The organism is Bradyrhizobium sp. 160 (genome assembly GCF_023073735.1).
In the GTDB taxonomy this organism is placed as follows: domain Bacteria; phylum Pseudomonadota; class Alphaproteobacteria; order Rhizobiales; family Xanthobacteraceae; genus Bradyrhizobium.
Genome location: NZ_JADPKD010000013.1, coordinates 343,575 through 364,725 on the forward strand (window position 1 = coordinate 343,575; position 21,151 = coordinate 364,725).

Genomic DNA, 21,151 nt, shown 5'->3' on the forward strand with positions numbered 1-21,151 from the left:
TTTGCAAGTTATATTGATATTATATTTTGACCTTAAATGCGAGGCCGACAGCGCCGGCGACGGGCAAGTCGCGGCAGTCAGTGGCGGAGAGAATTAAATGAACATTAAATCTCGGGCGATTTCGGTGATTGTCCCACATTTGAATCAGCCAAGCGCGCTGAAAACATGCCTGGCCAGTCTCGAGGCGCAGAGCCTTCCCCGGGATTCGTTCGAGATCATTGTCGTTGACAACGGCTCCGCAACCTTGCCAACCGACGTCCTCGCTCAATATCCGGGCGTACGACTGTTGTGCGAGGCGCGGCCCGGGCCTGGCCCGGCGCGCAACACCGGAGTTGCTGCTGCGAGCGGCGAGGTGCTTGCCTTCATTGATGCCGATTGCAGGGCACATCCGGATTGGCTGAGCAGCGTGTGGCGCTCACTGCATTCGTTGCCGCCTCGAACAGTGCTCGGAGGGGACGTCCGCATCTGGCGGGGCACGAAGCCACATCAGGATGCCATCGCGGCCTACGAGAGCGTCTTCGCTTATCGATTCAAGCTCTATATCGAGCGCGATGGCTATTGTGGCACTGGCAACATGGCAATGCTTCGCCGGGATTTCCATTGCGTCGGTCCGTTCGCAGGGATCGACGTGGCGGAGGATATGGAGTGGGGACAACGGGCGCAGCGTGCCGGGCTTCGATTTCAATATATCCCGGAAATGATCGTCTTCCACCCGGCCAGGAGTTCTCTCCAGGAGCTCTATGTCAAGTGGGACCGACAGCTTCTGCACTACCGCAACATGGCCGACGGTAAGCCGGCGTGGAGATTACGTTGGATTGCGCAGGCCCTACTTGTTCTGGCCTCGCCCGCTCCGGGCATCATCACGATCTTAACGAGTGACCGGCTCTACGGTATCCGGGCCCGCATCAAAGCTATCGCAGTCATGTGTGCCGTAAGAATGCATCGGGTCACAACAATGCTGTCGCTGCTGCGCAATCGGCGAGCCGTCATCTGGAACCGTTAGCACAAGCGTTCGTCCCACGGCGTCAGGCCGGAATGGCTACCTTGCCAAAGGCCGAGTTGTGGGTCAGTTCCAGCAAGTCAGCGCGCTGACCGAACGACCACAATATCCAGCCCAGTTCGTAGCTACGGCATTCCAGCCGAAGTCCGACACCGGCATTTTCAATTAGCCCGGACTCGTGTCCGGAGTAGGCGTTTGTGATTGCGCGCAGCATCCTGGGCGCCCTCGTTGTCAGCTCCTGCTTGCGGAGCTGAGATCGGATGGTCAGCCCGAGATCGGGCACCAGCATCGAGCGGCGAAGCTGGTTCTTGCCCAGTACCCAGGTAAATCCCTTGATTAGGGCATTCCGCGCCCCCCGAACCCGGTAGCGCTCTGCCCATTCAAGCAACGCCGGAGCCATGCCATACTGGTGCACCGAGTAGACTTCATAGAAATCAAGCACGCGCCCACCAACCGCATCGAAGAACCAGGGCCACTCGCCGTCGGGGCCTTGAAGCGCAATCAACTTGCGCACGCAGGCCTCTGCCATGGCGAGTGCGGATGACTCGCCTGCGAATTCACCGTAGTGATAGCACGCAATTGAGAGATAGATCTGCGTCGCGAACGAAGCGAAGCGCCGCCGAAATCCCGATGCTGCGTCGAAGAATAGCCCTGATCCGGTGTAAAATCGCTCTTGGAGAAAGCGATACAGCGGAGCGGCGAAAGGCGCCCACTCCTTGCCGCCGGCCCTGGCCTGAGCCACCACGCCCGTCAACAGCATACCCAAATCTTGGGCCCGAAACGTCTTCCACCCCCCCTGATCGCTCAAGAGCGCTTTCACTTCACGCCTAACTTGTTCGGGCAGATCGAGGCTGAGTTCTGCGGAAACCCAAAGCGCCATGCCGAGTGCATACTTTGGTACCGAAAGGACCGTGAGCTGGACCGCATTCCGATGGAATGTTTCCGATAGATTGATGCTGCCAGGAACCTCCTTTATCCTTGACATTCCGAGCAGAACGTTAAGCGTGTAGAACACATCGCTGCGCCGTAAAGACTCGTTCGGCGAAGCGCGCCCGTCCAGATGGTAGATGTGTGACCAGCAGCCGTGTTCAGGTAGCCAACACCGCTCCAATCCTCTGAGCGCATAGCGCACCAGCGGGGAATTTTGCGAGGGATTGGGCATCAAAGTCCCACTGTTGATCGGGTTGATGTTCATCGAAGAACCATGAGTTAACTCGTTCCAATGTCTGCGGATCACTGAACCCGAGACTCAAGTCGGCAGAGACCCGATCTCGCGCAAATACTGACCGTAGCCACTCTTCTCCAACGGTCGCGCCAACTCTTCGATCTGGTTGCGCCCGATGAAGCCCTGCCTCAGCGCAATTTCCTCAAGGCAAGCGACCTTCATGCCCTGGCGCTTTTCAAGCGTCTGCACGAACATAGCCGCATCGATTAGCGACTCCACTGTTCCGGTATCTAGCCAAGCGAACCCGCGTCCCATCCGCTCGACATGGAGCGCCTTGGCCGAAAGATACTGCATCTGTAGATCGGTGATCTCGAGTTCCCCGCGCGACGACGGCTCAATGCGCCGTGCGTAGCGCACGACGTTGTTGTCGAAGAAATAGAGACCTGTGATCGCCCAGTTCGAGCTCGGCTGCTTCGGCTTCTCCTCGATCCGCAGCGGGCGATCAGACTCGTCGAACGTAACGACGCCATACCTCTCCGGGTCTCGTACATGATAGGCGAAAACGGTTGCACCTTCCTCACGCTCGGCAGCCCTTGCGAGCATTTCGCTCAGACCGTCGCCAAAGAAGATGTTATCTCCAAGCACCATCGCAACACGATCGCTCCCGATGAAGTCTGCGCCGACAATGAACGCATCCGCCAGACCGGCGGGTCGGGGCTGCTCCGCGTAACTGAGCCTAACTCCCCATTGACTGCCGTCCCCTAGTAGGCGCTCAAACTGACACCGATCTGATGGCGTGGTTATGATAAGAATCTCGCGCACGCCTGTCAGCATCAGCGTTGACAAGGGATAGTAGATCATCGGCTTGTCATAGATGGGCAGTAGCTGCTTGCTCACCGCTCTCGTGATTGGATACAGTCGAGTTCCGCTGCCTCCGGCCAGCACAATTCCTTTCAGCATCGATTCTACCTTCCGCGAGTTGGTCGAGACAAGTTTCGAGAGAACAACGCCATAACGGCAATCGAATACCTAAGACGCGTTCTGCCTTGGATGAATCGAGGCGCGAATTCCGCGGCCGTCGCGCGGCCGTCTGGTACTGTTCGCTCGTGATCGCCTCAAGCTGCGGCACTCGGATTCCGCGATGAGCGAGCAAGTCGAAAATCGCTTGGGCAAACCCATGCCAAGTCGTCTCACCCTGTCCGGCAAGATGAAAGATGCCGGCCATGGTTCTACGATCATGGGTAAGCAGCCGCGCCGAGAGCTGAAGGATCGCCGACGCAAGGTCGAGCGCGAAAGTCGGATTTCCGCGCTGATCCTGAACGACTCTGACGACTGGTTGCGATTCACAGAGCCGCAGCATCGTCCGAACAAAGTTGTTGCCGTGGGGACTATAAAGCCATGAAGTGCGAATTACCGTTGCGAGCGGGTGAGCCGCTAGAACGGCAGCTTCGCCCGCGAGCTTCGATGCGCCGTACACATTCATCGGCGCAGGAACATCGCTTTCCTCGTAAGCATCCAGCTTTGTGCCGTCAAAGACGTAGTCGGTTGAGATTTGGATGAACGGTATATTCATTTGCCATGCGACATCGGCCAACGCGGCCGCTGCGTCGCGATTAATGCTGAAGGCCCTTGCTACTTCCGATTCTGCTAGGTCCACCGCCGTGTAAGCGGCAGCGTTGATGATCATGGACGGCGCGAATGGATCGATCGCCCGTCGGAGTTCCCCATGCGCCTCCAGATTGAGTTCGCTGCGTCCAAGGGAGACCACGGGCATGCTGTGCAGCACCGCGAGGTCATGAAGACACCTTGCCAACTGACCGTTGCGACCAGCAATGAAAATGGGCCTTTCCGTCATTCTCAGCCTCAATGTTGTGGAGCCAAGAGCCCCAGACGCGAGCCGTCATAAACCCCGTTGCGGGCACGCTCCCACCACGCGCGGCTCTTGAGATACCATGCGACTGTTTCGGTCAGCCCCTGCTCGAACGTTCTTGTGGGCCGCCAGCCGAGCTCACGGCGAGCTTTCGACGCGTCAATCGCGTAGCGGACATCGTGTCCCGGACGATCCGGCACAAAGGTAATCATCGATCGTCGCGTTGCCGGACCGGGATACAGCCTGTCGACGACGTCGCAGATCTGGGTAACCACGTCGAGGTTCGAGCGTTCGCTATCGCCACCGAAATTGTACTTCTCGCCGGGCCTGCCTTCCGACAGAAGCGTGATCAAACCTGCCGCATGATCTTCAACATGCAGCCAGTCGCGCACGTTTCGGCCGTCGCCGTACACCGGCAGCGGCTTGCGCTCGATCGCATTAAGAATCATCAAAGGGATGAGCTTTTCTGGAAATTGAAAGGGGCCGTAGTTGTTCGAGCAATTCGATACAATGACCGGCAGGCCATAGGTCTTGAACCATGCAAGCGCGAGATGATCCGAGGCAGCCTTGCTCGCTGAATAGGGCGAGCTCGGCTGGTAAGGCGTTTCTTCCCGGAAGAAGTCGGCAAGTCCGAGTGAGCCGTAGACCTCGTCTGTCGAGACGTGAACGAAGCGAAACCGCTTTCGTCGTGACACCGAGAGGCCCTCATAATATTTTCTGGCTGCTTCCAATAACGTGTAGGTCCCCACGATATTCGTGGCAATGAAAGCGGCCGAGCCGGTGATCGAGCGGTCGACGTGACTCTCGGCTGCGAGGTGAATAATTGCGTCAGGCTGGTAGCTGCTGAACACGAAATCCATGGCCTCGCGGTCGCAGATATCCTGCTGCTCGAACAAGTATGACTTTCGCCCCTCGATAGACGCCAACGAGGCTGAGTTGGCCGCATAGGTCAGCTTGTCAACATTGATCACGGCAGCGCCCTTCTGTAGCACCAAGCTACGGCACACTGCAGAGCCGATAAATCCCGCTCCCCCGGTCACCAGAACGCGCATCTGACCGCTCTCCGTCACTCGAAAATGGCCGTAAGCTGGTCCAGCCTGGGCAGGGACCTGTCTTTTGGCGACACTTGGGCCTCGACTGTTGTCACCGGCCACTCGATCGCCAGTGCCGGATCGGCCCAATACAGCCCTCCGTCATGGCTTGGAGCGTAGACCTGGTCGACCTTGTAGAACACGACGGTCTCAGGTTGCAGCGTGCAGAAACCGTGCGCAAAGCCCTTCGGGACAAGCAGTTGCTCACCCGTTTTGCTATCCAGCTTGACAGCTATATGCTTTCCGAAGGTCGCCGACGAACGCCGAAGATCGACCACGACATCCAGGATGGCGCCGCTCAGCACTCGGATGAGTTTGGCCTGGGCGAACGGCGGTCGCTGGAAGTGCAAGCCCCGGACCGTCCCGACCTGATCTGAGCTGGATTGATTGTCCTGAACGAAATCGACGGGAATCCCTTTCTCTGCGAACGCCGATCGCTGAAACGTCTCGCAGAAATAACCCCGCGCGTCGGATACTCGATCCGTTTGAATGATCTTTATATCTGGGATCTCTAAACACCGTACTTCCAGCATGAAAACGTCCTCCGGTACGTGGTGCTCAGTCCCGCCAGAAGGCGCAACGAAGTCTTCAAAGCACCGATCGAAATTGCTCTCGTCGAAACTGCCTTCGCCGTTGTCATTCGAGCCGTCATGATGGGCGCTCGCACATGCCACGCGTCTGCAGCGCGGGAGGAATTAGATTCTTGCCGAGTCGCATCGCCATGCCAGCACGCGGCCCATTCAAGGCGTTCGACGGTCGTTGAATGATCGGGGAGACCCGACACGCTTCTTCCTTCACGACCGGTCCCGCGCCATGCTTTAATCACCATAATTCAAATATCATTTAATAATTCCGTCCGCCGATTATCGTGAGCGCGCAACAGCGACTCCGCGTGAAGTTGGCCAAAAGGCCCCCTTCCGCGGACCGTCATCCAATTAATAACCGAATAACATTTAATTTGGCAATCATATTTTTCTGCGTTATATTCATTTAATAAATCATATACCAAACGCTCGCATGCGGGCGACCAAGCCGACGTGTTCCCGAGCCAGACAGGTACTTCATGCTTCAGAGCAATCTTCTACAGACCGACAGAACACGCTTGCCACTGGCCAGCCACGCCCAGTCGAACGAGATGGACGGCGGGGGAATCGGCGATCTCGTCAAGTTCGCCGTCGTCTTTTTAAGACGTCGATATCTTATGATCATCGTCACCGCGGCTCTCGTATTCGCCGCCGCGATGTTCTACCTGCGGTTCGCTCCCCCGACCTACACAGCTCAAGTACAGATCCTGCTGTCGAATCCTCGAGCTCAATTCGTTCAGCAACAGTCACTCCTTCCGGAGCCCGTCGTCGACGCGGCCCAAATCGAAACGCAACTGCAGATGGTAAGGTCGCGGGGGATTGCAGCGGCGGTCATAACCCAGCTGGATCTCGCCAACGATCCGGACCTTACCGCTTCACGGTGGTCCTTCAGCTCGCTACTGCATCGCATTCGAAACCCCGGCCAGCAGCCGGAGCACGTTTCAAAGACTGATACGCCTAACGAAGGCGCGATCGCCGCGTTGCTGGATAGGCTCTCCGCGTACAGGATCGGATATAGCAAGATCATCGAGGTTAGCTACAGCTCGAGCAACGCGGAACGCGCGGCGGAGATCGCCAATGCCGTGGCCAAGGCGTACATTAACGACCAGATGAATGCGAAATTCGAGGCCACGCGAACGGCAGCGAGTTGGCTGCAGGAACGTCTCCAAAACCTCAATGAGCAAGCACTGACGGCCGAACGCGCCGTGAGCGCATATAAGTCCCAAAATAACATCGTCTCGACCGGCGGAAAATCGATTGATGAACAGCCCGTCAACGATCTCAACGCCCGATTGGTAGCTGCCCGAACCCAGACCTCCGATGCACAGGTCAAGTTCAACCGTTACGACGCGGTCCTACGCGCCAATGCAGCTGGCTCCTCCACCATCAGCGCTCCCGACGCGGCGAGTGCCGATGTCCTCCAGAGCGCGATCATCAATACGCTTCGCCAGCAATATCTCGAGTTGTCACGTCGCGAAGCCGATTGGTCAGCCCGGTTCGGCCGCGACCATCTGGCGGTTGTTAACCTGCGCACTCGGATACGCGACATTCGCACATCCATCCTCGAAGAAGTTAAGAGGCTCGCCGAAACCAGCAGAAACGAATTGGAAGCTGCTCAGCAGCGGCAGCAGGAGCTCGAGAAGCAACTTGCTCGCGCCGTCTCGCAATCACGCCTGACGAACTCAGCAGAACTGACAATACGGGAGTTGGAGAGCCGAGCGAAAAGTCTGCGCGCCATGCATGAGGCGTTTCTGCAGCACTCCATGGGGGCGACCCAGCAGGAGACATTTCCGATTTCGGAAACACGGGTGATCTTTCCCGCCTCCCCGCCAGAACGCAAGAGCAAGCCGAAGGCAAACTTGGTGCTCGGCTTCGGCTTGGCCGCCGGGCTAGCACTCGGGATCGGCTTGGCTCTTCTGAGAGATGTTTTGGATAGAGTTTTCCGCACGTCCTCGCAGGTGGAGACCGCACTGGAGCTACCATGCTTGTCGCTGGTCCCCTTGCTGTCGTCTCCGAAGGGGCAGAAGTCTACCGCCCGATCCCAGCAACCGGATGAAGATCTGCGATCACGCACGATCTCAAACGTTCCGACGCTTCACCGAGCCGTCATCGGGATGCCGCTCTCCCGCTTCACAGAAGCCATCCGTTCGATCAAGCTCGCTATCGACCACACCCCCGCGAAGGCCTCCAATCAAGTGATCGGAATCACGTCGGCTCTGCCAAATGAGGGCAAGACGACGATTGCAGCCTCTCTAGCTCACCTCATTGGACATAGCGGCAAGCGAGCTATTGTCGTCGATTGCGACCTTAGAAACCCTTCACTCTCTGCGGCTATGGCTCCGAAGGCTGCATTCGGTTTACTCGAGGTGGCGAACGGAAAGCGTTCGCTCGAAGAAGCGCTGTGGCACGACCCCAAAACCAATCTCGCATTCTTGCCAGCCGTCCGGCGTGGTCCCATCCTTCATACGAGCGAGATCCTTTCCGCCGAAAACATAAGCAAGCTATTCGACCGTTTGCGGCAGACCTATGACTACGTCATAGTTGATTTCCCACCACTCTCGCCTCTGGTAGATGTGCGTGTCACTGCGCCGTTGGTCGACTGCTACGTTCTCGTCGTCGAATGGGGACGGACGAAAATCGATGTGGTTCAGCATGCCCTGCATACTGCGCCGACCATCTCCGATTCCTTGATCGGCGTCGTCCTTAACAAGACCGATATAAGGGCAATGGCACGATACGACGCTCACCGGAGTGATTACTACGATGACAGCCACTACGTCAGATATGGCTTGTCGGTCTCCTAGGATGACCCTCTGACTTGCGTCGAGCCACAACGATGGGGTCAGGCGCCTTCTGCAACATGCTCTTGTTGAGCGGGTCAGAGTCAGAAATGGTGTAAAATGGTTGTCCAGTCTGCAATGCTCGCTGTGCCTGCGGCGGTCGCTGCGGCTTTTGCTGTGGTCGAGAACCTAAAGAGTCCAGTGGTGCTATCGGGCATTCTTGCGGCTGCTATACTGGCCGTCGGCCTGTTCTCCAAGTCGTCAACCCTTGCCTCTTTCGCAAGGCTTCTGCGGCCCGTTATAATTCTGGCTCTTGCCGCACCCGTGCTTTGGATCGTATTGCAAGTTGCTCCGATCCCGCTCCGCGGGCTCGGAAATCAGATCTGGGCGACGGCGTCGGCCGCTCTACACCAACCTCTCGCACAGAGGTTCTCGGTTGATGTACACGAGACGGTACTGGCGCTTTCACATTACAACATTGTCCTCGCTGCCGCCCTCGTCATCGCGGTCGTTAGTCTGGACACACATCGGGCGGCGCAGGTCCTCTATATCCTTGTATCGATCACCGCCGTCAGCTGTATATTTTCGATCTGGAGAAACAACAACCTGAGTGGCTCCTGGCCCGCCGAACAAGCTTGGACCGGCTCGACCGCGGCAGCACTTGGTGTCCTTCTCTCCACTGCAATGGCTATCCGTGCGATCGACCAGTTGCGGCGGCCTAGACGATCGCCTCGCTCGCCGACAGGACCGCTCGCCATTCTTAGCAGCGCGATTCTATCATTGATCGTCTCGCTTGTGGCTATCGCACTTTGTAGCGGTTCGACAGCGCTGATTGCCGTGCTGCTCGGAGTGACAGTCATCCTCACGGTGGTCGCAATTCGCAAATGGTTCTTTGGCCTGTGGGGCAGAGCTGGTGTTCTCTCAACCGCCACCATGTTGTTCGTCGCCAGCCTCACTTTCGTTCCGATCAATAGGAATGCTGACCTAACGATTGCCTTATCGACGCAAACTCGGGCCGCAACCGAGCGGATGCTACAGGACACTCACCCGATCGGGACCGGTGCAGGCACTTTTGTGGTGCTTCTGCCGATTTATGGAGACGTTGGCATGGTCGCAATGCGCGAACGGCCGACCGCTGCCGCGGCGGTCGCGGTCGAAATGGGACGTACGTTCCTCTGCGGGGTATTGATAGTCACCGTCATCAGCGCCTGCATCTTGTTCGGGCGCGCGTTGTCTCGCAATCAGGCTTACCTATATCCAGCCGTCGGCGCAGGCGCTTGCGTATCGTTGACAATACTGGCCTTTGCCGAAAGCGGCCTTTTCGATTTATGGACATCACTGCTGGTGGCGGCGGTCTACGGCCTGGCGTTCGCGCAAAGCCTGTCCGGTACAGCCCGCGACCTGGATTCCATCAAGTTGCGGCAGCTTACACAGGACGCCAGCGACCGAGCCACGGCAGCACGACGAATTCCTTCGGCCATCTTCGCTTTCCCGTGGCCTCTGACACGCGTTGTTCTAACAATGATCGGGTTGCTGTTAGCTGCGCAAGCAGCTTTGATGGTTTCGCAAAGTTGGCCGTTTGGTGATCGCCTCTCTGTTACATCGGTTGCCGGTTCGAACGAAGCCTTGATCTCAGCGCACCAATCCACGCGCGAGGATGTCGCCACTGCAACTGTGCGCCTCAAATCTGACAAGGCCACGGACCCGCAGAACACCGGCCGGTCCACGGACTTAAATGCTTTTTCTGCAGTGCTGGAATACTCGCCCCTTCGAGGCGACGTTTGGCTCATGCTGGCGGCGCTTTCAAAGCAGCACGCGGCGACTTATGACACGACAAGCTTACTTAGGATGTCCTATTATACTGCACCAAACGCGCTGGATCTTATTCCACTACGGCTTTCCGTCGCTCTCGGCATTGACGCTGCGATCAAGGATCCTGAGCTACGAGATCTTATCCGGCGCGACCTCAAAGTTGCGATTACCGGCCGGACCGCACTCGGGCCAGCTATCGCCGCCGCATACCAATCGGCATCGGCAGACGGCAGGGCGCTTGCCGAGAGCTCGATTTCGGAGCTCGACCCAAGCTACGTCCACAAGTTGCGCTCGCAAGGCCCATAGCGTCTTCCAGCAAGTGTGCCCGATCACACCCAGATCGGTCCTGATTGATAATCGGGCGGGCGTTAGAGATCCGATCAAATTATCGAATCACGACCAATTCAGGTTGAATAATTTATTTAAATTCATAATATATTAATTATTAACCGCATGCGCTCCTGTTGATTGGCCATGAATTTTATCAACCGGCATATCGGCGAGCATGAGAGCGATCTAACTCTCGTCAACTCACGATCGTCCATTGCTGATGAAGGCAAGTGGCCCGTCCGGTACGACTCTGTTGAATTCGTAGCGATCTGCGCCGATATTGCGACCATTCTATTCGCCGGCTTCCTTTCCGCGCTTCTTTCACCCGGCAGCCCGGCACCAGCTGGCCTAGGCCAGGCATGCGCCTACGCGGCAGCAGCATCAGTATCTTTTGTCTACATTCTGAAAGGCAGGGGGCTGTATCGGCCAACAGAACTCCTCGTTCTCCGAAGCCAAATTCGCGCTATTTGCCTCACGTGGATTTTGTTGCATGTCCTGGCCGCCGCTGTAGAGATGCTGGATGACAAGCCACAGTTCTTCCGAGGTGCCGGCCTCCTGTTTGCGGCACTCGGCCTGGCATCTTTGATTGCGCAACGGTGCGTTGCCAGGACACTGCTAATAAAATGCTTCAGTGGCAGGAGGTTCGCTCGGACGAATCTCGTCCTGATCACCGATCAGCCGCCTTCGAATCATGCTGGTCTGTCGGAGACTCTTGCGGTCCTCGGCTATTGCGTTAAGGGCCGCTTTGGGTTGCCTGCGATGGGCTCGGACCCCGGTTCCAGAAAACGGCTCAGCTGCCGCGTGATCGAACATATTCGTAATTCAGAAGTCGATAAAATCGTGCTGGAGGGCAATCCGGAACGTTGGGCCGACCTTCGTGCCTTTATCTCCGACCTGAGGGTGCTGCCATTCCCTATCGTGTTCGTCCCGGTTGGTGCCGCATCCGAACTGCTTCGACATCCGACGAGGAGCTTGGGAAGTGCCGCTTGCGTGGAAATCCAGCCGGGCCCCCTCACCGCAATCGAGCGCGCAAGCAAGCGAATAATTGATATTATCGGCGCGGGATTTGCTTTGATAGTCTTTGCACCATTGCTCGCGATGGCTGCGGTCGCGATCAGACTGGATTCTCCCGGTCCGATCCTGTTCAAACAACAAAGATGCGGCTTCAATGGCCGAATATTTTCCATCCGAAAGTTTCGGACGATGCATGTGCTTGAGAATGGACCTGTCGTCGTTCAGGCAACGCCTCTTGATCCTCGCATCACCAGGGTTGGCAGATGGCTACGGCGAACGAGCTTCGACGAGCTGCCGCAGTTGTTGAATGTCCTCGACGGCAGCATGTCACTGGTGGGCCCACGCCCCCATGCCGTGGCCCACGACGGACAGTTCGAAAAGCTCGTCCGGAAGTACGCCTTCCGGCGCCGAGTGAGACCCGGATTGACCGGATGGGCTCAAATCCATGGCTGCCGTGGACCAACGCCTACAGCGGCCATGGTTGAGAGACGTGTGGAGTACGATCTCTGGTATATCGACAATTGGAGTCTTCGGCTAGACCTCGCAATCCTGCTGCGAACTCCCATGGAAGTGCTGCGGGGGCGCAACGCCTGTTAAGCGAACAGGATCGCGTTAAGCGAACAGGATCGCGGCGCCACGCCGGCCCATGGACGGCAATTCACGCCCGTTGCCGATACTTCGGAGCCGCTTCCCCTATGCGAAACTCCTCGATCCGACGGCCGGATTTCATGGCAGCAACCAACCACCGCGGCCGCTTGCCACGTCCCGACCAGGTTTCTGAAGTCTGCGGGTTGCGGTATTTCGGCAGCACGCGCGGATATTTGCGCCTCGGTTTGCCGGTCGGAGAGACACCCGCCCCCCCAGTTTCGGCTGACACAGCCATGCCACCGCCGAGAACCGCCAGGCGCTTCTCCAGTTCCTGCTTTTCCGCCTTGATTCGATCCGACAAAATGCCGCTAATTTCCTCATGAAGCGACCATAGATCGTCGAGGGACATCGCTTCTAGTTCGAGCTTCTTGGTCGACATGCTAGCATCCTGTAGTTGCGCCCATTTAATATTGCCCCGGCCGGGTAATCAAGAACCAAGAGGGTCAACATTACAAAAATATGTGGAACCGAACGATAAGTTCGTGCTCCACATAACTGCGTCGCCGGTTCTAATCAAGACAGAAAAATGAGCTATCCCCCTCAATTTAATTTGGCCAAAGCAACATCACGCGCCTTACGTGCACCGTTTCCTTCGATTTCAAGCTAAGAATGCAGGTTAAGTGGGCCGCGGGATCAATCTGCCGCGCCGCACTCTCGGCGGATATGATCGGCGCGCGAGCCCGCCTTTCTTCGTTGGCAATCCAACTGAAATGCGACCATCAGCCTGCCGCAATCGCGAGCTTATGACTGCGATGTCTCTCAGCGCGAGCCGTCGCAGCTGGATTTGCAGCTTCAAAGCCTGGATGTCGGTCAATGCAGCCGACGGAGCGATAAACCGGCTGATCGCCGCTTCAAGGCGCCCCATAGGGCAGTCGATAGCGACTAATGTTTCTTTTCGGGCTTGCAGCAAGGCTTCTGGCCTTTCAATACGTCGATTAAAAATAATGCTCGCAATATAATATTAAATAACATACTATTTATTTATTGTCGCGTCAAATTTGAAAGACCGTCTCGGTCCCTGTCCGTCACTCGCCGCGCGAACAACGATATTCGGCGTGGAGATGACAGGCAGGTGGGGGCATCAGTCGAACGGTGACGAGAAATGCTATGCGAAGGCAAGATCTCGAAGCCATGGATTTTGAGGAACTCTGGCTCCTTCACGAGGAGCTGACGAAGATTCTCGCCGAGAAGATCACCGCCGAGAAGCGGGAACTGGAAAAGCGTCTTGCGCAACTCAACCAGCCGGATCAATTCGGTGAAGCTGAAAGCCGGGCGGCCGAGGCGGGAACAGGCCAGCCGCCCCGTCGCAAATACCCGAAGGTCGTACCGAAGTACTACAACCCGCTCCAGCCAACAGAGACTTGGTCAGGACGTGGTAAGCAGCCCCGCTGGCTGGTTGCCGCCCTCCAATCAGGCCACACGCTGGAGGAGTTCAAAATCCGCGAGAACGGCGAATCGTCCGAAGGGAATCCTGGTGGTCGAGAGCATTCCTAGCTCTGCGCCATTGGGCGCACCTCGGATCGACTGAGAATGTTCAGTCCTGCGGATTGGGGCAGCCGCCCACCCACCTGGAGCAGGTAGCGGATCGAAAACCCGCTCAGCCAAGATCTGCCGCCACGATCTCTCGAGAACGCTCGTGTGACGGTCACAGGCACTAGACCTTTCCCGCGCGAACTGCGGTCGTCGCATTCAGCAGAAATTGTAAGGTTCTCGCTCTTGGCACAGACCACAATCCACGTCGGTTCGCGCTGGTTCTTGTCGAGAGAACGGCCGCCTCCCTGCGGTAGTTTCTGAGGTCCAGAATGTTCATCGCCAGGAGGGGCACGCGTGTGGCCGGAAAGCGTGCTTGCATCAACTGCCGCATGAACTGCAGGCGCGGAATCAGTCGGGAGCGCAACGCGTGCGGAATCTCGACGCCCAGCAGCTCAGTAAGAGCGAACAGCTGAGTTTCGACTGCGTTCTTCATCAACTCGCCCGAGACAAGAGAGCTAAGCTCCCCCCAATCGAGGCCCTCGGCGGAATTGCTTAGATCGCGTAATTCAACAAGGTGCCGCAGGTCGAGGTCGCCGAGCCAATAACCATAGTCTTGAAACTGATCATGGATGATCAACATGAGCGCTTGGTAGGTAGGCCTGGGGATATAGACGCGTCCCCGTCCCAGCGGCGCAGGGACGCAATGGTTCAGCGCATGCCCGAAGCTCTGGTAGAGGTACGCAGGACCTGGAGCTGCCCGCTGCAGGTCGATGGTCCCGACATCCTGCGACCCATTCAGCTCGACGTGCCATCTCTGGCTTTCGGAAGGGGCCTGGTAATCGATATCGTAACCAATTGCACATAGAGCGGCGACTGCCGTTCTGGCCTCCTCTGGCATAATCATGATGTCCAGGTCAGACATTAACCGAACGCCTCGTCGCTCCTCCGGCGCGGTCGCCAGTGTCGATGCCCCCTTGAGCATGATCGGCGTAATTCCCGAGCTATTCATCGCAACGACGGCTTCTTCCAGTTGGGCGATGAGCCGATTGTTGCGCAGCACGTTTCGGCGGTGGATCTGGCGAATATATGTGCAGACGTCCTCCGGCAGCATCGATGCGAATTTGTCGACAAAATCGATGAGCGCCGGCGTCGTCAGAGTCTGGTTTGCGAGCCCGATTACGGGCGTCCACTCTACATCGACCGGTGGCATGCCTCGCAAGCAATTGCAAAGGCTCGTCAGTGCGGCGCTATGTCTTGCCATTGCACAAATCCATAATCAATCGCCGAGCCTCCACGGCCTCGCAATAGGTGAGTTGAAGCGATCGCGCTCCCGCGACAATCCGCTTCAAAGCGAAAAAGCCGGCCTGCGAAAGTCGTCCGTCAGCAGCAAATGCGTCCTCGATGAGCCGCTTCATCGAATCCAACTGATCTATCGCGGTCAGTTCGGCCGGTCCGCTCGCGACCCGGTTCAAGAAGATGACCCAGCTTGCGGAAAAGCATTGGTTCTGTGCATCCGTAACGGGTACGTACCGCACCAGAACGCCGTCGGAACGGCAATGCGTCGCGTCGTGCCGGTCGCCATGTAGTCGCGAGAGAAAGCCCCACGATCCCTGCTTGAGGGTGAGCGCAAACGGAAGCCCGCAGATCGTTCCGTCAGCTCCAACCAGCGCAACATCATCGCCGGGATACCGAAGTCCGGCGTCCACCAGTTGCAGTGTGAGCGTAGACTTCCCAGCTCCCGGTTGGCCGCATAACAGCAGGCCCATACCGTCTTTCACGAGAGAAGCGGCATGAAGGGAGAAGACCCAACGACTGCTTCGAATGAGCCGCTCGGTGATGTGAGCTTTGATCGTAGGTGCCAGTGCTTCGACTTCACATCTGGAGATGCGGGCATCCTCTCCGCGGAATCGTCCAGCATCATTGCCTCGACGGTAATGTCGACGTCGCAGCCGGCGTTCTGGTCCGGAACACAAAATAGCGGAAGCAGCCGATTCAAGAGGTCCCGATTTGCAGCCCGGATGCCTATTCTGTGCCGACCCAGGACCGCTGAGAAGGCACAATCGGCCGGCATTCGCCAATCGACTTCAAGAAACCCTCGATCGATCCAGACATTTACAGCCTGTCGCGTGAACTGGCGTGCCGTTTGCTCGTCAATGTCTAGCGCACCAAGCCGCTGATAAATTTCTTCCAGTGAGGCGCCTTGTGCCAACTTACACCAAATGAATGCCGCTACTCGGTCCAGTTCAAAAATCTTCTGCCCTGCTTCGCTGAAGAGCATTGATCGACCCTCCAGCAGCGCGAACCCTGCATCCGGAGCCGGTCTCAACACCATCTCTGCCGACGATCTTTCCAGCACGGCTCCGACCAATGTGAACAAGTCTGCCCCGCCCTGTACCGACGAGGCGGCGACAGCATCTGGGAGGCGCTATTGTCGCGGCACCAGGAGACGGCCGTCGCCCACGAGATTCAGTCTAGCCCGGCCTGCGGCGTTGCAATTCCCGTTCAGCCGAACACATGCCATCCGATCGGGCTCGTTTCGAAAGTGACAATCCGGCCGGTCAGGCCGCCAGCTGACCGTCCTTGCCCCCTCCCTGCGGAGAAATGTTCAACACCTGCTTTCCAAGAAGGCTCGCTCTCGCGATCAACCGATGAGCATCCAATAGGTACCGATAAGCTTCGCGATCGGCACTCCGTTCTCTCAGAATGCGCTCTTTCTCGCCGATGCTTAGCAATTCAGCGCGCATCTGAGCCAACTGCAGTGTATTCGAGGTGAGGTTGTGCTTGTTAAGAATTGATTCCCACATCGTCTCCTCCAGTCGAACGAACTTGGACGAGTTTAGCTTACGTGATTGGCGGCAATTAACAACGAGATTTGCATATTTATCGCATAATCAAAATTTGTTTCATATTTGAACCTCGAGTAACCATTTAACCCTACGAGCAAGCCGCAGCACGCAACGAAACCGGCGACGGGAATGAGGGGGTTGCTGACGCCAGCGAGGAAAGGTCGGATATTTTTGGTGAGGGACATCGTGCCGTACAGCCCCCGCGTAAAAAATAAATTGGCCGAGAGTCGCAAATCAGACCGACATGCAAATTTTTATTTGCACATTAAATAAAGACGGAGAATATTAATGAACTGCAGGAGGGGAGCGAGACCAGTGATCCGGTGGGCTGATCTGTCCGTCAAGACCAAGATAATGGTTTCATTGCAAGCGGAACGTTCCGCGCGAAACCGCAGGGATTTGGACATGACTATTGTTAGGCGCCTCCCAGAAGCTTTCGGTTGAGGTCGCAGCACATTCAAGGTTGCCGAGCGAAAGCCGGCGATATCCCCATTTCGCCAAGCAGGAATCCGGTCGGTTGGAGAAGCGTCGTCACGAGCAAGCTGCCCCTTGCTCGAACAACGACCCCAGGTGCGATGCCCCCCAGTTAACCCGCACCGACGAGAGCGCACTCCAGCCGGCCGGCCCCTTATTCAACCATCAAATTATTTCAGGGAGGCTCGCATGGGTATGATTATGGTCAAGTGCCCGCAAACCGGTCGCGCGATCCCGACCGGCATCAAATCCGATCGTGAGACTTTCCTGCGGAGCATCGTGTTTTTCGGCAATACTCGTTGTCCGATCTGTCAGGCTAATCATAACTGGTTCGCCCGCGAGGCCTGGGTCGAAGAGCCGATCATCCGGACGGCGGAGATGCTTGGTGCGGCTCCCTCGTTCTGATGCAAATGACGAGGCCGTTCTGGAGAGTGCGTCCAAATTCCCTTTTCCCGATGCAGGCATTTTGTTACGACGCGTTAGAATGCGCGAAAATATTTCCGCGTATCGTCGTAAAGCGAACGGACGGCGCGATGATCCATCGCTTAGACGTTATTGGCAGGTCATCACAAATTCGAGCTTCCCGTCACGGATTTGGCAAGGGCCTGTCTGGGGGTGTTGTAGTGAGTAGTGGGATTTGCAGCCTGGCTGTTCTGCATCACGCAACGATCGAACTCGTTGGCCTGCTCGCTCAATTGCAGCGGCTCCGGGAGAAAGTACGAAGAGCGGAAGCACGACGCTCGGGAGAAAGACGGCGATCAGCATCCGCCTCGCGCACGCGAACGCCCCGAGCAACAAGGTATCGCACGCGTCTGTAGCCGGCGTGACCCTCACCAAGATCACCTGCAAGCGTCCTATTGTTCCGAAACTCTACGCGCGACTCGCGCTGCGCAAGACATCGATCGCCTCAGCGCGAGTAGCAGTCCGATGACGGGCTGCGAATGTCCAGTTGTACGAAGCGCATGTTTCGGCCCGGACTAAATTCAGCGACGTAGGCATCTTGCCGAGAATAAAGAGACGAGCACAGACCACGATCACTCCTCGATCCGAATTGAGACGGTGATCGGCTGAAAGGCCGCTGATCGCTTGCTGGAATACCCGTATCGCCAGATACCCAAGCGGTTGAAAAGCTTGGTGGGCGCACCAGGGCTCGAACCTGGGACCCGCTGATTAAGAGTCTGATGTTTGATGAACAACCAGAGGTACTTAGGTGTAAAAAGACACGCGAACGAGCCTATACAGATCAACAGGTTACGGCCGAATTGTAAATCAAGCCGCCGCGGATCAACGAACCCGCAACACCTGCGTCCCGAACGTAAATAGCGATCGAAAAGATCAATAAAAACGATGAAGTTCGCTTCTGCTTGAGTACCTCATCGCCGTTTGTTCACGGTATTTCGGTGGTCAATCGGTGGTCAGACCTAAAGTGCTCAATCGTGCGCATGCCGAGCGTCGATGCAGACCACCGGAAGCTCAACCCTGCGGAGTTCATGCCATAGCCAACTCGCCATCGCCCCGGTCTCAAAGCCGATACGCTCGGCATGAGGCGCATGTTTGCGAAGCAGGTCAGTCAAGGCTCCAGGATTAGACTTCGCTTTTCCTTCGAAGATTACTTGACCAGTCTCGTTGGAGACGTCCAGTCCGACGTACTGCTTCATGGGAGCTCCTTCGAATCATTTGATTGCGAGGGCTCGACGATAACGGAGCTTGCCCGCCACGAGCGCTGACCGCAATTACGTCATCGTGGTCAGACCTAAAGTGCTCAATCTAGTCTCGGGCTGCGGCTCGCCGGCGCGCTGCAGGCACGACGATCGTTAGCCGCTTGCACCGCTGCCCCGCATCCTCTGGTACTTTGAATGACAATAGTCCCACGTTACCGGCGTCACGCGGGCGCGAGGCCGGCGGTCAGCGTCGGGGGTTCGAGACAGCTGAGCGCTACGAACGGTACCGCACCCAATCTCAGCCTTTGTTTTCAAAGACTTATCGCGCGACCTGATACCGCCAGCTCACGTCGGCATCGTCCGCTCATGGCCGCCCAGGGCGTGTCTGACTGTTGAGGCTCAATCGCATTGCTGCAGAAAACACTTCCTGCGCGGGTATGATCTCCCGGGGTGAAGCAGCATTGGCCGAGAACAATTGCGCCAAAGGCTCATGCACATTTAAGTGCGCAGTTTGACCCCATGGCGCCGAAGCTCGCCCATTTTGCCCATCGCTCAATCGGCTTTACTGAGGCTGCCTAATTCCATCGTTTTCTGGGTCACCGTTGTGAGCTGCTGCCGGTTTGATGGACACCAGGTTAAGCAAATCCCACCTTGCGCTCGAACTCAACCGGGCTGAGATAGCCCATTGCCGAGTGCCTGCGGGTCGTGTTGTAAAATCGTACAATGTAGTCGAACACATCGGCTTGCGCCTCGTCTCTGCTCCTGTAGGTTTTGCCTTCCGTCCGTTCGGTCTTGAGCGACGAGAAGAAGCTCTCCATCGCCCCGTTGTCCCAGACATTGCCGGAACGGCTCATGCTGCAGACAATGCCGTGGTCGGCCATCAAACGCTGGAACTGCTCGCTGGTCTACTGACTGCCCTGGTCGGAGTGGTGCAACAGCGCGTCCGGCTTGCCGCGTCGCCAGACGGCCATCAGCAGGGCATCGGTCACCAACTGAGCTGTCATGGCGGCACTCATAGACCAACCCACCACCCGGCGTGAGAACAGGTCGATCACTGCTGCGACGTAGAGCCAGCCCTTGGCCGTCCAGAGATACGTAAGTCGGCGATCCACTTTTGGTTCGGCCGCTCGGCAGTGAACTGCCGGTCAAGGAGGTTCGCGCCGGCACGGTCTCGAGCTGTCGATCGCCGCTGTCCTTCGGCAAGCGCCGGCGTCGCGGCCGCGCCCGCAGGCCTTGCAGGCGCATCAGCCGCTGGTGGAGGCCACAGTCCGCCGCCGGGAAAGGCCTGTACCGGGTCCGAGCCGAACTCCTTGACCCACTTGCGCAGAACATTCTCATGAACGTCCAGGTCGCCGCCGGCTTGCGCGAGCGATTTGGGACGACAGGCGGATATCCGGGCGTGCTGTGCCGTGGCCGGAGCCGGCGATCACGACGAGCAGACTGGCGGGATTGTGCCGCGGTCATGAGGTGTCGTCCGTCCTGGGCCAGTGTATGTTGAAGAGGGATAATGGTCGTATTCCTGTACGTGAACACCGCTAAGCAACTCGGCGAACAAGACCCCATCGACGGTTTCGACACGCTGATCGGCGCCTCGCTAGACGCCGAGATAGCGCTGCTACGCATATCGTTCGAGGCGCGCGGTCTCCTCTAGCGTAAGCTTTCGCGCCGCCTGCGTCACCATTCCGGTCAGATCGAGCTCCAGAGCCGCGCCGACGAGAAGGCGCGCGGCGAGAGCGGACTCCTCGATGCCGGCCGATCGCAATCGCGCGGCGAGGGCGCGACGCGCACTCTCGATGCTGTTTCCGGGAAGCCTGTCGTCAATGGAACCATCTCGCTTGGCATCGTGGATAGATCGGCAGGCTTGCTTGCGTCAACGGAAAGGAGCGCGTTTGATCGTACCTCGCAGCGATGGGAGGGGTTCATGGCGGCCTATGACGATCAGAACGTCTTCGCGAAGATCCTGCGCGGCGAGATTCCCTGCTTCGAAGTTTTCAGGGACGACCGCAGCTTCGCCTTCCTGGATATTATGCCGCGCTCGCCCGGACACACGCTGGTCATTCCTCGCGCGCCGGCGCGCGGCATCCTCGACATCGCCGATGACGATCTCGCCGCGGTTGCGAGAACCGCTAAGCGGATCGCGATTGCGGCGATGAAGGCGTTCGACGCCGAGGGTATTATCCTGCAGCAATTCAGTGAGCCGGCCAGCGGCCAGGTGGTTTTTCACCTGCACATGCACGTCATGCCCGTCAGGTCCGGGATCGAGCTGTTGCCGGCGCAGACGCGCAAGGAAGACATGGCCGTGCTCGCCGATCACGCCAGACGGATGGTCGCGGCGCTCGCGGCTAGAGCATGATCCGGAAAAGTGTGCCGCGGCATTCCGAAGAGATCATGCTCAAACATCCG

Annotated in this window: 19 protein-coding genes and 2 pseudogenes; 8 read left to right on the forward strand and 13 right to left on the reverse strand. The window is 57.5% G+C overall.

Translation table 11 applies throughout. The features are described from left to right. The first annotated feature begins 97 nt into the window (after positions 1-97). On the forward strand, positions 98-1,003 hold the full coding sequence (locus tag IVA98_RS07740; protein ID WP_247298779.1) for a glycosyltransferase family 2 protein: 906 nt from the start codon (positions 98-100) through the stop codon (positions 1,001-1,003). A gap of 22 nt (positions 1,004-1,025) precedes the next feature. Here the strand turns inward: IVA98_RS07740 and IVA98_RS07745 are convergent, their stop codons facing one another. The 5 genes from IVA98_RS07745 to rfbC are packed head-to-tail and all read right to left on the reverse strand — an operon-like array spanning position 1,026 to position 5,659. Further along, on the reverse strand, positions 1,026-2,195 hold the full coding sequence (locus IVA98_RS07745) for a hypothetical protein (RefSeq protein WP_247298778.1): 1,170 nt from the start codon (positions 2,193-2,195) through the stop codon (positions 1,026-1,028). Positions 2,196-2,249: 54 nt separating this feature from the next. Then, positions 2,250-3,125, reverse strand: a complete 876-nt coding sequence (rfbA, locus tag IVA98_RS07750) for a glucose-1-phosphate thymidylyltransferase RfbA (protein WP_247354596.1) — start codon at positions 3,123-3,125, stop codon at positions 2,250-2,252. Beyond that, positions 3,034-4,020 (reverse strand): dTDP-4-dehydrorhamnose reductase, encoded by a 987-nt coding sequence (rfbD, locus tag IVA98_RS07755; protein ID WP_247298774.1) that lies wholly within the window; start codon positions 4,018-4,020, stop codon positions 3,034-3,036. The genes rfbA and rfbD overlap by 92 nt, the downstream gene beginning before the upstream one ends. An 8-nt stretch (positions 4,021-4,028) precedes the next feature. Then, a complete protein-coding gene (gene rfbB, locus IVA98_RS07760; protein ID WP_247298773.1) occupies positions 4,029-5,087 on the reverse strand; it encodes a dTDP-glucose 4,6-dehydratase in 1,059 nt (352 codons plus the stop codon). A 14-nt stretch (positions 5,088-5,101) separates the two neighbouring features. Continuing rightward, positions 5,102-5,659 (reverse strand): dTDP-4-dehydrorhamnose 3,5-epimerase, encoded by a 558-nt coding sequence (gene rfbC / locus IVA98_RS07765; protein WP_247298771.1) that lies wholly within the window; start codon positions 5,657-5,659, stop codon positions 5,102-5,104. 530 nt (positions 5,660-6,189) lie between these two features. On the opposite strand from rfbC, the gene IVA98_RS07770 reads away from it, so the two are divergent. The 3 genes from IVA98_RS07770 to IVA98_RS07780 all read left to right on the forward strand — a co-directional run bounded on the left by IVA98_RS07770 (position 6,190) and on the right by IVA98_RS07780 (position 12,243). Continuing rightward, entirely contained in the window at positions 6,190-8,514 is a 2,325-nt protein-coding gene (locus IVA98_RS07770; protein ID WP_247298768.1) for an AAA family ATPase, read from the forward strand. Between the two features lie 96 nt (positions 8,515-8,610). Beyond that, the gene (locus IVA98_RS07775; protein ID WP_247354597.1) at positions 8,611-10,608 is read left to right on the forward strand and encodes a phosphatidylglycerol lysyltransferase domain-containing protein; all 1,998 of its coding nucleotides are present in this window, start codon (positions 8,611-8,613) and stop codon (positions 10,606-10,608) included. 168 nt (positions 10,609-10,776) lie between these two features. Continuing rightward, complete coding sequence (locus IVA98_RS07780) at positions 10,777-12,243, forward strand: exopolysaccharide biosynthesis polyprenyl glycosylphosphotransferase (protein WP_247298765.1); 1,467 nt, start codon at positions 10,777-10,779, stop codon at positions 12,241-12,243. Positions 12,244-12,304: 61 nt separating this feature from the next. Here IVA98_RS07780 and IVA98_RS07785 read toward each other — a convergent pair whose 3' ends face one another. Further along, entirely contained in the window at positions 12,305-12,673 is a 369-nt protein-coding gene (locus IVA98_RS07785) for an H-NS histone family protein (RefSeq protein ID WP_247298762.1), read from the reverse strand. A 728-nt stretch (positions 12,674-13,401) separates the two neighbouring features. Here IVA98_RS07785 and IVA98_RS07790 point away from each other — a divergent pair. Beyond that, a complete protein-coding gene (locus IVA98_RS07790; RefSeq protein ID WP_247298759.1) occupies positions 13,402-13,788 on the forward strand; it encodes an H-NS histone family protein in 387 nt (128 codons plus the stop codon). Between the two features lie 160 nt (positions 13,789-13,948). Here IVA98_RS07790 and IVA98_RS07795 read toward each other — a convergent pair whose 3' ends face one another. The 4 genes from IVA98_RS07795 to IVA98_RS07810 form a co-directional block, all read right to left on the reverse strand. After that, positions 13,949-15,028, reverse strand: a complete 1,080-nt coding sequence (locus IVA98_RS07795) for a nucleotidyltransferase family protein (RefSeq protein WP_247354598.1) — start codon at positions 15,026-15,028, stop codon at positions 13,949-13,951. Further along, entirely contained in the window at positions 15,015-15,533 is a 519-nt protein-coding gene (locus IVA98_RS07800; protein ID WP_247298754.1) for a phosphoenolpyruvate carboxykinase (ATP), read from the reverse strand. Before IVA98_RS07800 ends, IVA98_RS07795 begins: the two co-directional genes overlap by 14 nt. Before the next feature lie 8 nt (positions 15,534-15,541). Further along, positions 15,542-16,045 (reverse strand): PqqD family protein, encoded by a 504-nt coding sequence (locus IVA98_RS07805; RefSeq protein WP_247354599.1) that lies wholly within the window; start codon positions 16,043-16,045, stop codon positions 15,542-15,544. A 280-nt stretch (positions 16,046-16,325) separates the two neighbouring features. Further along, positions 16,326-16,571, reverse strand: coding sequence for a hypothetical protein (locus IVA98_RS07810; RefSeq protein ID WP_247281186.1), 246 nt, complete (start codon positions 16,569-16,571; stop codon positions 16,326-16,328). Between the two features lie 705 nt (positions 16,572-17,276). Between IVA98_RS07810 and IVA98_RS07815 the strand changes: the two genes are divergently transcribed. Then, positions 17,277-17,492, forward strand: a complete 216-nt coding sequence (locus IVA98_RS07815; RefSeq protein ID WP_247298749.1) for a hypothetical protein — start codon at positions 17,277-17,279, stop codon at positions 17,490-17,492. Between the two features lie 1,031 nt (positions 17,493-18,523). Here IVA98_RS07815 and IVA98_RS07820 read toward each other — a convergent pair. Both IVA98_RS07820 and IVA98_RS07825 read right to left on the reverse strand, forming a co-directional pair. Beyond that, a pseudogene (locus tag IVA98_RS07820) lies at positions 18,524-18,745 on the reverse strand (IS110 family RNA-guided transposase); the annotation flags it as partial. Positions 18,746-19,383: 638 nt separating this feature from the next. Next, positions 19,384-20,014 (reverse strand): annotated as a pseudogene (locus IVA98_RS07825) (IS3 family transposase); the annotation flags it as partial. A gap of 241 nt (positions 20,015-20,255) precedes the next feature. On the opposite strand from IVA98_RS07825, the gene IVA98_RS07830 reads away from it, so the two are divergent. After that, positions 20,256-20,399 carry a hypothetical protein gene (locus tag IVA98_RS07830; protein WP_247298852.1) on the forward strand — a complete coding sequence of 48 codons (144 nt, stop codon included), beginning with the start codon at positions 20,256-20,258 and terminating at the stop codon, positions 20,397-20,399. Here the strand turns inward: IVA98_RS07830 and IVA98_RS07835 are convergent. Then, positions 20,364-20,510, reverse strand: coding sequence for a hypothetical protein (locus tag IVA98_RS07835; RefSeq protein ID WP_524536349.1), 147 nt, complete (start codon positions 20,508-20,510; stop codon positions 20,364-20,366). The genes IVA98_RS07830 and IVA98_RS07835 overlap by 36 nt on opposite strands. Before the next feature lie 159 nt (positions 20,511-20,669). Here IVA98_RS07835 and IVA98_RS07840 point away from each other — a divergent pair, with 159 nt between their 5' ends. Beyond that, positions 20,670-21,101 (forward strand): HIT family protein, encoded by a 432-nt coding sequence (locus tag IVA98_RS07840; RefSeq protein ID WP_247298744.1) that lies wholly within the window; start codon positions 20,670-20,672, stop codon positions 21,099-21,101. Positions 21,102-21,151: the final 50 nt, after the last annotated feature.

Excerpts from the sequence above, each read along its gene's own strand:
- IVA98_RS07785 (WP_247298762.1), bottom strand. The coding sequence starts at position 12,673 with ATGTCGACCAAGAAGCTCGAACTAGAAGCGATGTCCCTCGACGATCTA.
- IVA98_RS07810 (WP_247281186.1), bottom strand. The coding sequence starts at position 16,571 with ATGTGGGAATCAATTCTTAACAAGCACAACCTCACCTCGAATACACTG.
- IVA98_RS07795 (WP_247354598.1), bottom strand. The coding sequence starts at position 15,028 with ATGGCAAGACATAGCGCCGCACTGACGAGCCTTTGCAATTGCTTGCGA.
- rfbC (WP_247298771.1), bottom strand. The coding sequence starts at position 5,659 with ATGCTGGAAGTACGGTGTTTAGAGATCCCAGATATAAAGATCATTCAA.
- IVA98_RS07840 (WP_247298744.1), top strand. The coding sequence starts at position 20,670 with ATGGCGGCCTATGACGATCAGAACGTCTTCGCGAAGATCCTGCGCGGC.
- IVA98_RS07790 (WP_247298759.1), top strand. The coding sequence starts at position 13,402 with ATGCGAAGGCAAGATCTCGAAGCCATGGATTTTGAGGAACTCTGGCTC.
- IVA98_RS07815 (WP_247298749.1), top strand. The coding sequence starts at position 17,277 with ATGGGTATGATTATGGTCAAGTGCCCGCAAACCGGTCGCGCGATCCCG.
- rfbB (WP_247298773.1), bottom strand. The coding sequence starts at position 5,087 with ATGCGCGTTCTGGTGACCGGGGGAGCGGGATTTATCGGCTCTGCAGTG.
- rfbD (WP_247298774.1), bottom strand. The coding sequence starts at position 4,020 with ATGACGGAAAGGCCCATTTTCATTGCTGGTCGCAACGGTCAGTTGGCA.
- IVA98_RS07800 (WP_247298754.1), bottom strand. The coding sequence starts at position 15,533 with ATGGGCCTGCTGTTATGCGGCCAACCGGGAGCTGGGAAGTCTACGCTC.
- IVA98_RS07780 (WP_247298765.1), top strand. The coding sequence starts at position 10,777 with ATGAATTTTATCAACCGGCATATCGGCGAGCATGAGAGCGATCTAACT.
- IVA98_RS07830 (WP_247298852.1), top strand. The coding sequence starts at position 20,256 with ATGGTCGTATTCCTGTACGTGAACACCGCTAAGCAACTCGGCGAACAA.
- IVA98_RS07740 (WP_247298779.1), top strand. The coding sequence starts at position 98 with ATGAACATTAAATCTCGGGCGATTTCGGTGATTGTCCCACATTTGAAT.
- IVA98_RS07805 (WP_247354599.1), bottom strand. The coding sequence starts at position 16,045 with ATGCTCTTCAGCGAAGCAGGGCAGAAGATTTTTGAACTGGACCGAGTA.
- rfbA (WP_247354596.1), bottom strand. The coding sequence starts at position 3,125 with ATGCTGAAAGGAATTGTGCTGGCCGGAGGCAGCGGAACTCGACTGTAT.
- IVA98_RS07745 (WP_247298778.1), bottom strand. The coding sequence starts at position 2,195 with ATGAACATCAACCCGATCAACAGTGGGACTTTGATGCCCAATCCCTCG.
- IVA98_RS07775 (WP_247354597.1), top strand. The coding sequence starts at position 8,611 with ATGGTTGTCCAGTCTGCAATGCTCGCTGTGCCTGCGGCGGTCGCTGCG.
- IVA98_RS07770 (WP_247298768.1), top strand. The coding sequence starts at position 6,190 with ATGCTTCAGAGCAATCTTCTACAGACCGACAGAACACGCTTGCCACTG.